This is a genomic window from Streptomyces sp. NPDC046977 (assembly GCF_040644455.1).
In the GTDB taxonomy this organism is placed as follows: Bacteria; Actinomycetota; Actinomycetes; order Streptomycetales; family Streptomycetaceae; genus Actinacidiphila.
In genome coordinates, this window is record NZ_JBEYWO010000067.1 from 1 (window position 1) to 10196 (window position 10196).

Annotated in this window: 9 protein-coding genes and 2 pseudogenes; 4 read left to right on the plus strand and 7 right to left on the minus strand. The window is 68.3% G+C overall.

What is annotated here, in order from left to right; translation table 11 throughout:
• Positions 1–244: 244 nt before the first annotated feature.
• The 3 genes and pseudogenes from ABZ883_RS42345 to ABZ883_RS42355 all read right to left on the minus strand — a co-directional run.
• Positions 245–1141: a hypothetical protein gene (locus ABZ883_RS42345; RefSeq protein WP_360917424.1), complete on the minus strand. Its 897-nt coding sequence runs from the start codon at positions 1139–1141 to the stop codon at positions 245–247.
• A gap of 37 nt (positions 1142–1178) precedes the next feature.
• Positions 1179–1706: a hypothetical protein gene (locus tag ABZ883_RS42350; RefSeq protein WP_360917427.1), complete on the minus strand. Its 528-nt coding sequence runs from the start codon at positions 1704–1706 to the stop codon at positions 1179–1181.
• Between the two features lie 61 nt (positions 1707–1767).
• Positions 1768–2784: pseudogene (locus ABZ883_RS42355) on the minus strand (UvrD-helicase domain-containing protein); the annotation flags it as partial.
• 211 nt (positions 2785–2995) lie between these two features.
• Here ABZ883_RS42355 and ABZ883_RS42360 point away from each other — a divergent pair.
• From ABZ883_RS42360 to ABZ883_RS42370, 3 genes are all read left to right on the plus strand, one after another.
• The gene (locus tag ABZ883_RS42360; protein WP_360917431.1) at positions 2996–4927 is read left to right on the plus strand and encodes a multicopper oxidase domain-containing protein; all 1932 of its coding nucleotides are present in this window, start codon (positions 2996–2998) and stop codon (positions 4925–4927) included.
• Between the two features lie 147 nt (positions 4928–5074).
• Positions 5075–5617 carry a hypothetical protein gene (locus ABZ883_RS42365; RefSeq protein ID WP_360917433.1) on the plus strand — a complete coding sequence of 181 codons (543 nt, stop codon included), beginning with the start codon at positions 5075–5077 and terminating at the stop codon, positions 5615–5617.
• 70 nt (positions 5618–5687) lie between these two features.
• On the plus strand, positions 5688–7220 hold the full coding sequence (locus ABZ883_RS42370; RefSeq protein WP_360917435.1) for an ISKra4 family transposase: 1533 nt from the start codon (positions 5688–5690) through the stop codon (positions 7218–7220).
• A gap of 24 nt (positions 7221–7244) precedes the next feature.
• Here the strand turns inward: ABZ883_RS42370 and ABZ883_RS42375 are convergent, their stop codons facing one another.
• The gene (locus ABZ883_RS42375) at positions 7245–7646 is read right to left on the minus strand and encodes a hypothetical protein (protein ID WP_360917437.1); all 402 of its coding nucleotides are present in this window, start codon (positions 7644–7646) and stop codon (positions 7245–7247) included.
• 186 nt (positions 7647–7832) lie between these two features.
• Positions 7833–8051 (minus strand): annotated as a pseudogene (locus ABZ883_RS42380) (choline/carnitine O-acyltransferase); the annotation flags it as partial.
• Here ABZ883_RS42380 and ABZ883_RS42385 point away from each other — a divergent pair.
• Positions 8026–8226, plus strand: coding sequence for a hypothetical protein (locus ABZ883_RS42385; protein WP_360917453.1), 201 nt, complete (start codon positions 8026–8028; stop codon positions 8224–8226). The pseudogene ABZ883_RS42380 and the gene ABZ883_RS42385 sit on opposite strands and share 26 nt — an antisense overlap.
• A 95-nt stretch (positions 8227–8321) precedes the next feature.
• Here the strand turns inward: ABZ883_RS42385 and ABZ883_RS42390 are convergent, their stop codons facing one another.
• A complete protein-coding gene (locus ABZ883_RS42390) occupies positions 8322–8948 on the minus strand; it encodes a hypothetical protein (protein ID WP_360917439.1) in 627 nt (208 codons plus the stop codon).
• Between the two features lie 482 nt (positions 8949–9430).
• On the minus strand, positions 9431–9997 hold the full coding sequence (locus tag ABZ883_RS42395; protein WP_360917442.1) for a glycine-rich domain-containing protein: 567 nt from the start codon (positions 9995–9997) through the stop codon (positions 9431–9433).
• Positions 9998–10196: the final 199 nt, after the last annotated feature.

A 10196-nucleotide genomic window follows, 5' to 3' on the forward strand; every position in this document is an offset into this window, starting at 1 on the left:
CTTGAGCGACCCCTGCCACAGCCTCGGACATCATGGCTGCAGACCACGATCTCCGGTGCCGATCCAACACGTTGGGATACCTCTCTGATCACCCCCGCTTGACACAGAGAGGTGCCGTTCGATGGACAGTCCCCAGCCCGATCGCCTACGAAACAGCGTCCCGGACAGCACCAACTACGCTGGCACCAGCCGCATAACCCGTGTCCAGGATTCGGGGTCAAGGCCCGTCGTACTCCCGGGAGACCTATGCCAGGGCGCCCGATGCTTCGAGGATGCCCTCGGGGACGACCCTGAAGATTCCGGACCCGGGAGGGTCCTCCACGGAGGCTCGGTACATGCGCTCGGCCCACTCGGTACTGGGCCACTGGGTGTTGCTGTCCCAGCAAATCCCCGCAAGGTCAGCGCGGGCAACATCCACGGCGGTGACGTCGGCACCGAGAAAATCATTCGCCGCGTCAGCCAGATTGCGGCGAGCTTCGCCGAGCCCGCGGACGAGGACGCTGATGAGGGTCAGTTCGGGGTCAAGATCGGTGCTGGTGCCGGCGTCAAAGTTGGTGGCGGGGTCGGGGACGGGGCCAAGGTCGGGGGCGAAACCGAGGTCGCGGACGTGGGTGCGGGCGAGGTTGAGGGCCAGGTCGAGGGCACGGTCCAGGGCAAAGCCGAGGTTCATGACGACGGCACGGTCGAAGACGACGACACGGTCGGGGACGACGGCGAAAGAGCGGACGAGGCCACGGTCGAGGGTCAGGGCGAAGGAGAGGGCAGAGGCACGGTCGAGGGTGAGGTCGAAGGAGTTGGCGGAGGCACGGTCAATGACTGCCCCGATAGCGCTCTGGGCACTGTGCAGGCTGTCTTCGAGAACAAGAAGTTTTCCGCGCAGCAGGAGCCGTACCTCGGCGGGCACCGCTTTCCACCGCGCGGTCACGTCGGCCAGGCGCGGTTGTGCCGCGTTGGAAGAGGCCGGGTGTGCCTGCGGATTGTCCTGCGCCTCACGGGTGTCGGGGGCCGGTGCGGACCGGATGCCGGTCGGGGCTGCCGTGGTGGGTGGGCGGGAGAAGGCGACGGGTCGCCGGAAGGCCGGGGAGCGCCGTGAGAAGACGGCCAGGACGCGGCCGGTGAAGGATTCGGCGGTGATGGTCATGCCGGGCCTCCTGGTTCCGTCATCCCTTGCTGTACGGTCACGCCGGTTGGCCGGGGTGGGCCGCCTGCTGGAAGCATTCCCGTCTGCGGTGCGGGGAGAACGCCGTTGGCCTGCCCAGGGCCGGGGGCGATAGTGCCTGTTGCTGAAGGGCTTGGGCTTGCTGCTGGGCCTCTTCCGTCATGCCGCCCAGGGCGGCCCGAGCGGTGTTCTTGACCGCCAGGGGTACCACGGTGGCGATCTTCTGGACTGCTGACAGCGCCCCCAGCCCGACGGCGTAGGCCACCAGCGGATTCATCGCGCTCGGATAGCTCGCGGCCAAGGCCCCGGTCAGAGCACCGCTGACAAACAGGCGCAACGCCCCGGCGACCAGGTACGCCTTCCAGCCGGGGGCGGGCAACTGTTCCTCACCGGGTCGCACATCGGGCTGCCGTGGTGGCGGGTCGATCGTGTCCGACCGCACCTTCCACGGCATCTTGTGGTGCCACCGCAGGGAATTGATGACGTCGACGGCGTCCATGCTGGCGCCACCGGCGACCCCCACCCACGCTGCCATGAGCCAGTCCATCACCCGAGGTTAGAGGGACCGGGACGGACGCTGGGCGGTTTCACCGAGAACTTCCGGGCGGTCAGCCAGCCGGGCACGGGAGCGGTTCAGGTGGTGGCTGTGGCGACGCCACCACGCGCGGACCCACAGTGCCTGCGGGGTGGTCGTTGATCCAGGCCAGGCCGCTGAGGTCGAGGCGTTGGCGGGCGCGGGTGATGGCGACGTAGGCGAGGCGGGCGTCTGCGTCGTCGATCGGGCCGGGCACAGGGTTTCCGTGCTCGTCGCGCTTGCCGCTGTCCTTGGGCGGGTGGAAGTCTTCGGCGATCTTCACCTGGGGCCATTCGCGTCCCTTGGCCTTGTGCACGGTGAAGACCGTGACCTGCGCGTTCTTTTCGTCGACGAGGCGGTTGACCGCGGCCAGGACGGCGTCCGCTTCGTGCAGGTCGACGAGGTCGACGAAGGGCTGCAGGTCACCGCCGGCGGGGTCGTGCTCCGCGTAGTCCTGCAGTTCGCCCCACGTCGTGAACAGCACCAGTTCCGGGTGGGTGGTGCGGCGTCCGTCCTGCAGGTCCCGCGCCGCGTAGGCCAGGGTGCGCAGGCTGTCGCCTCCCCCGGCCAGGGCGACCCGGCGGCCGAGGCCGAGAAGGCGCAGGACTTCGGCCATGGCGCCGATGTTGCTCCGGCACAGCACCGCGTCCGGCCTGGTGACTGCGTCGATCTCGGTGGGGATCGTCTCGGTGCCCTCCAGGCGGATCGGGGCGCCGGCGATCGCCAGCCACCGGTTGGCCTCGTCTGCCAGCACGGAACCGAACCGGAAGGATCGGGTCAGCGACAGGGCGGTGCCGTCGAAGCCGGTCATGACGTCCCTTGCACCGCGCCATCCGTAGATGGCCTGCGCGGAATCTCCGACCATCACCAGTTGGGCGTGGCCACGCTGGGCGAGTAAGACCTGTTCCAGGACCGGATTGGTGTCCTGGGCCTCGTCCAGCATCACGAAGTCGGTGCGCAGCTTCGGGTCGGACAGCGCCCACATCTTCAGATAGTGGTCGTGCTCGAAACGCACCGCCCCGGCATCGGGGTGCTGCAGGTCCATCCAAGCAGCGTGACCTGCCGCACAACCACCACGGTTCGTCGCCTGACGCAGTGGCCCGGGCCATGCGCCACACATAGTCCCAATACCGGCTTAATGGGTGGCATTCTCGGTGCGGACCGGCGTGCTGCGGCAGCGTTCCGATCCGGCCCTATATCCGTTGGGGGTTATGTGAGGCGACGAAGGGTTGAAGGCGATGTTCGGGCGAAGGAAATTGCTCTTGACCGGCGCCATGGGTGGTGCGGCCGCGTTCGCTGGGGATGCTCTGGGAGCACGGGCGTCTGCGCCGCAGGCTCATGAGAACGTGTGTCCGGACATGCCGCTCACGCACACCCCTCGGCTGGAGAGGTACGTCGACCCGCTGCCCACGCCATTGACAGCCGTCCCGGATCCTTCCACCTACCCAGGCGCCGACTACTACGAGATCACGATGCGGCAGAGCTCGTGGAGCTTCCACCGGGATCTCGGGCCGGCAAACGTGTGGGGTTACTGGGCCAATAACCCGCACGCTCCTCACGAGCCGACCGGCATGGGTTACCTCGGGCCGACCATCAGCGTGACCACGGACCACCCGACGGTGGTCAAGTACCGCAACGAGCTGCCGACCACCCACCTGTTCCAATTCGTGATCGATGCCATTCGCAACGGGTGCTCTGAGCTCACCCCGACGCCCCCGCCTCCTTACAAGCCCACGTTGCCCTTTCCGGCGAATATCAATGTGTGGAACGTCGTTCACCAGCACGGCGGTTTCACGGCGCCCCAGTCCGACGGCATGCCGATGCAGTCGTTCAGTTCGGACGGCATCCACGCGGCGGACTACACCACTCTGGACCCCGGCAGGGTCAAAGCCAACGAAGCGATCTCCGCCTACACCAATCACGACCGTTCGTGCATGCTCTGGTACCACGATCACGGCATGGGGATGACCAGCCTCAACGTCTACGCGGGCCTTGCCGGTCTCTGGCTCATTCGTGACCCCGCCGACGAGCGGCTCGGGCTGCCGCGAGGCGAATTCGAGGTCCCCCTTATCCTGCAGGACCGGACCTTCCACGAGGACGGCTCGCTCGCCTACACCATGACCCTGAGGGAGGGCGAGGACACGCCGGTCGTCAATGGGAAGGCGTACCCCTTTCTGGCTGTCGAGCGGCGGCGCTACCGGCTGCGCATTCTCAACGCTTCGAACGAGCGTTTCTGGCGGCTGAGGTTCGAGACCGATCCCAGGGACGCACTGCCTCAGGGCACACTCCCGTTCTGGCTGGTCGGCACAGACGGCGGGTTCCGTGCTCCGTTGCAAATACTGAACTTCCTGATCTCGCCGGCTGAACGGTACGACCTGATCATCGACTTCAGTCAGGTGCCCATGGGCACGAAGGTCAGACTGACGAACTATCACGCGCCGGTCCACTACCCGGGCATGCCGGGCATGGGGCCGGTGATTCGGGAAATCATGGAGTTCCAGGTCACCAAACCGTTGTCCGGAGGCTCGGACAGGACAAGGATGCCCAAGGAACTCAGGCTGCCGAGGGTCGCGCCTGTCGAGCCGAAGCCGCACACCCGTCGGCGGCAATGGGTTACGTACCAGCATGAACTCTTCAGGACCATGACGTTCAACGCCATGCCGTTCGAAGCGCCGTCCCAGGACTTCATCAAGGAGGGGTCGTCCGAGATCTGGGAGTACATCAATCCCAACCACGACGCCCACCCGATGCACGTCCACCTCGTCAACTTCCAGGTGCTGAACAGGCAGCCGATCGACGCGGCCGCCTACCAGGCGGATTACGAAAAATGGATTGCCGGTGGCCGCAGGCCGGAGGACCTGCCGGTGTTGGAGAACTACTTCACCGGCCCACCGATTCCGCCGGACCCGGACGAAGCACGATCCAGAAAGGACACGTTCAAATCCTATCCGGAGACGGTGACCAGAATCTTCATCGAGGAATTCACTCCACCGACGGCTACGATCGCGTCAATTCCGGGCAGCGGCGCCGAGCTGCCGGCGACGTACATCCACCACTGCCACATTCTCGAACACGAGGACGATGACCTGATGCGTCCATGGACGATCGTCCGTGACGGCTATGACGAGCACGGCCACGGCGGCCATGGCGGCCATGGGCACGACGAGCACGGCCACGGAAGCCATGGCCACTGACGCCGGCGACCGACCTGCGGCTGCGTAGGCACCGCAATCGTGGTTGGGTGCGGTTCCTCTGAAGGGAATGGTTGAACTCCGAGAACGCTGACTGGGCTGTGTTCGCGGCTTTTCCTCTCTACCGTGGTGGTGGAGGAGGGGTGGCGGATGGGCTCGCTGTTCGAGGAACTCGAAGCGCGCGAGGGGGCTGCCCGGGTGCGCGTGGAGGAGCTCGAAGCCGAGCTCGCCGAGTTGTCGGGACAGCTGGATCTGGCGCGGGCGGGCTTGGAGCGTTTGCGGATCACGCGGGAGACGGTCGCCGAGGTGCTCGCGGACATGACGCCGGAGAAGGCGGCGGTGGGTGTCGAGGCGGACCGGCCGACCGCGGGTGAGCCGGCGGCGTCCGCGTATGCGGGAGCCGAGCGGCGGGTTATCGGGGTGCTGACCGTTCCGAACTGGCAGCCCGGCATGGGGGCGGACGTCCTGCCGCAGGTGTACCGGGACATTCTGGAGGTGGTGGCGGACGCGCCCGGGCCTGTCCGCGCCAAGCAGATCGTGCCCAGGATCGGGCTGCCGGCCGAGACCGGGAAGATCGAGGGCACGCGGTCGAAGCTGAAGCGACTGGTAGAACGCGGCTGGCTGGACGAGGACACCCCAGGGATGTTCACCCCGGCCCGCCATCAGGCGGCAAAATCACCCAACTCCCGTTAACAGCAGGGCTCTTCCGCGCCTACATTCGAAGGTGCGACCCAATCGATGCTGGACGGGAAGAGCCCTGGAGATGACACCGTACGACACCCGATGCACCGCTGACTCCTTTGCGCGCCCCCTCAGCGCCTTCGAGACGCTGATGCACACGCTGTCAGGCAGTCCGGCGACCACCTGGACCCACGCCGAACTGGAAGAACACCTCGACGCGGCAGGGCGAGAACTGCTCCACCTGCTGTTGCAGGAGCACCTCAACCTGCGGGCCAGGCAGGAAGAGCACCAGGTCCGTGCTGGTGCCGGCCCGGCGGTGACCGGGCCGGAGGGGCGCGTGCGGCCCTGGCGGGAGACCGGGCACTCGCGGTGGCTGGCCACCGTGTTCGGGACGGTCCGAGTCACCCGGGTCGCCCACCGGGGACCGGGCATGGGCAACGTCCACCCCGCCGACCAGGCACTGTCCCTGCCCGCGGGCCGACACTCGACGGGATTACGGCGGCTCGCCGTCACCGAGGCCGTCCGCGGCTCCTTCGACCAGGCCCACGACGCAGTGACACGCCGCTGCGGGAACGTGCTCGGCAAGCGCAGGCTCGAAGAGCTCGTGGTCGCCGCCGCGGTCGACATCGACGACTTCTACCGGACCGCGATCCCGGTCCCGTGCAGCCGCGAGATGCCGCTGGTGGTCCAGGTGGACGGCAAGGGCGTGGTCATGCGGCCCGAAGCCCTGCGTGAACCCACGCGCCGGGCCGCCGAGAAGGTCGCGACCAGCCATCGCGGCCGACTCGCGCCGGGCGAGAAGCCGAACCGCAAGCGGATGGCGACCGTGGCCTGCGTCTTCGACACCCGTCCCGCACCCAGGCGCCCGCACGATGTGATCCACCCGCCAGGCGGCCGCAGCGGCGAACGGCCCGCCCGTCCCGGGCCTCGGGCAGAGAACAAGTGGTGCACCGCCTCGCTGGTCCGTTCGTCCGAGCAGGTCATCGCCGACGCCTTCGACCAGGCCCAGGCCCGCGACCCCAAGCATCTGCGGCCCTGGGTCGTCCTGGTCGACGGGGCCCGCCACCAGCTCGACCTGATCACAGCGGAGACCGGCCGACGCGGCGTCACCGTCCACGTACTGCTGGACTTCGTGCACGTCGCCGAGTACGTCTGGGCCGCCGCCCATGCCTTCCACAAACCGGGCACCCCCGAGGCCGAAGCCTGGGCGGCCGACCGTCTGACCGCAATCCTCTCGGGCGACGCGGCCCGCGCTGCCGCCGAGATGAACTTCGACGCCACTCGGAAGCATCTGTCGGCCGCCCGGCGCGAGACCGTCGATGCCTGCCACCGCTACCTCACCGGCCACCTCGACCAGCTCCACTACGACACCGCGCTGAAGAACGGGTGGCCGATCGCTACCGGCGCGGTCGAGGGTGCCTGCCGACACCTGATCGCCGACCGGCTCGACATCACTGGCGCCCGCTGGGGCCTCGCAGGCGCCGAAGCCGTCCTGCGACTACGTGCCGTCGTCTCCAACAGCCACCTTGCCCCCTACTGGCGCTACCACGCAGCCCGCGAGCACGAACGCCTCTACCCCGCTCCCGACCAGCGCAATTACACCCTCACCGTTTGATCGCCAGGCAAACCCAAACCGTGTTCAGCCAACAGACTCAGGCGGTCGTCCGTCCGTCGTGCGCCCTACCAGCCGACTGTGAACCTCCCGAGCCATGACGTCGACCGCGACAGCCGGATCATCGGTCTCCAGAACGACGAGGCCCTCGGCCACCGGATAGGCGATCACCGAGTACACGCCGGGACCGGCCGCGATTCCCGGGAACCCCTCCGTGCCGAAGTCACGCCATGAATCGGAGGTGCACACGCCCAGGGTGTTCATGCCCTTCCACGGATAGAGCGAGGACAGCAGCGGATCGGCCACCGCGGCCTGGAGCAGCAACCACATCGATGGTGACGCCCAGTCATCTTTCGAATGAGGTGGCCGATGGCTGTCCAGCAGCTCAACCCACACCTCGTTACGACTGCGACCGGCAGCTGAGTTCATTGCTCGACGATGGCGCTCACCGCAGGGCCGGGTCAAGGTCATCTGCAATGCGGCCGTCACTCGAAACGAGCCGCACCCATCGTGGTTCTGCCCGATGAGGCGGGCCGTGCCGTTTCAGGGTGGAGCGTACGCACGCGTGATGCCTGGTCCGCCACCCGGTGCGGGCGGTGGACCCAGGGGCGGGGTTCAGGTCCCGGACCGCTCGGAGGCCAGCAGGTCGCACAGTTCGGCTACTGCTTCGCGGAGTCTGTCGGCGAATGCATGCATCTGGTCGGCCACGGGCAGTGGTGTGCTCAGGTAGAGGTGGAAGCGCTCGGGCAGAAGGACATAGGCGATTCCGATGCAGCGGCTGCTGGTCGAACCGAAGCCGAAGTACTGGATGTTGAAGGCACTCATCGCCGTCGAGCACTCGATCATCACCGCGATCTGGCACATGCTCACCGACAACGTGTCTTACCACGAGCTCGGCGGCGACTACTTCACCCGACGCGACCCCGAACGCGCGGCACGCCGGGCCGTAACCCGCCTCAACGAACTCGGCTACCGGGTCACCCTCGACCCCCTGGAGGCCACCGGATGAACCAACCGGAACGAAACCCGGCGGGAACTGCCCCGCTGCTGGGATCACCGTCGTGCCCGAAATAATACCCACCTGCGGTTATTTACGCGTCAGAGTCAAGCTAAGTGGCGTGGGGGGGCGAGTCCGTCGCGTCCGGGCAGGCCGGTGAGCAGGTCGCGTCGGGCGGCATCCCGCTGGCGATGTACGCGGACGTCGTCCACAACAGCCGCCGCCAAAGCCAGCGGCACCGTGGCGGCAATCAGCAGTGTGCGGGGGTGCCGTAAGAGAGCCGTGGCAGGCACGATGGAACCTCCGGTCTCGCCCTCGGGCGAGTTCAGGAGAGGCGCATCCCTTGGCTGTCCAAGCATCGGGGCGCGCCTCTTCGTCGTCTGGGGGGCCGCCGGTTCAGCGGCCGGCGGGAGAGTTGCTGTAGTCGCGTTCGCCTTCGGGGTACAGGGCGCGGGTGCCGTGGTGGATGCGCTGGCCGGTGTCGGCGAGGGTTTCGGCGGCTTCGTCGAGCGGGCAGGACGCCTCGCGTCCTCGATCTGCTGGAGGGCAAGGCGGACGATGCCGACCGCCGCGCGGACCCGGTTGACACGGGCCGGGGCAGTGCGGGTGGTGTGTTCGGTGGTGGTCCAGCCGCCGGAGTTGTAGGGCGGGTCGCAGATGACCGCGTCGACCTGGCCGGTGAGGGTGGGCAGGATCGTCGGGGCGTCGCCGTGGTGGAGCTCCCAGCTGGCCATGGTGCTTCCCCCTTCGCGTGCGGGCCGCGTGCGCCTGGTAGCGAGCGGGTCGGCGCACGTCGTGCGCGGTGCTCGAGACGCTCCGGTGTTGGCGGCATGCTCGACACGCTGCGCGCACTCACCCGGTCGGCGGGCGGCGGCGTAGCAGGGCGCTTAGCAGTTCGGCGGCCAGAGGTTGTGTACGCCACGCCGGGTGGCCCCCAGGCTCGTTGACCGCTTACGGTGCAGGGGCGAGCGCTGGCGGCGCCCCCATCCCGAGTGGCCGCGCTGTCAGACCTCCCTGCGTCCCTGCTGCGCCAAGTCTGCAGCACGGACGCGCTCGTCCCGTCAGGCGGCGGTGACGGAGCAAGGGCTGGACGTGCTGGATGACGATGGCGTCGTTAGGGTTGGCGAGGGCGAATGGGCAGAGCGACCCGGACTCCCTCGGAAGGGGTCCGGGCCGCTGTGCTGCGCCGTGGCGGGTCAGGTGAGGCGGCGGCGCGCTACCACCAGATGACGACGTATCCGTTGCCGCCATTGGGAGCCGCTATCACAAGGCCCGTACCGCCATTGCCGCCCTCGGCCGCACCGATCGGGGCCGGTTCGACGATGCCGCTGACCGCAGGCTGCCCTCCTTGGCCGGGCGGCCCTGTGAGGCTGATGGGGGCCAGGCCCGCAGCGCCGTCACGGGTCGTGCCGCTGGCAGGGGGCGAACAGGTGCCGCTTCCGCCGGGACTCGAAGGGCCGAGAAGAAGCCCAGGATGGCCGCCGGCGCCGCCGGCGGCTGACGCGAGTACACCACCAGGCCCTACCAGGGTGCTATCGGTCCCGTTCGCACCGTCTGCACCGAGGGGCGGAGCACCGGCCCCGCCCTGGCCTACGGTCACCGTGTAGGCCGTTCCGGGCTGCACCGGCACGGAACACCAGGCGAAGCCACCAGCACCGCCGCCTCCGCCGAGCGGGAGCGCCAATACGCCTGGACCGCCGCCCCCGCCAGCGCCCCACACCTGGACAAATACCTGGGTGAGCCCGGCGGGCGGGGTGAATGTCCCGCTTTCGGTGAAGTCCACCAAGTCGTGCGGGACAGCGCTGGTTCCCGGCGGCCCGGCGGGCCCGGCGGGCCCTTGGATTCCCTGATCACCGGGGTCACCCTGCGGCCCGGCAGGCCCGGCAGGCCCTTGGATTCCCTGATCACCGGGGTCACCCTGCGGCCCGGCAGGCCCGGCAGGCCCTTGGATTCCCTGATCACCGGGGTCACCCTGCGGCCCG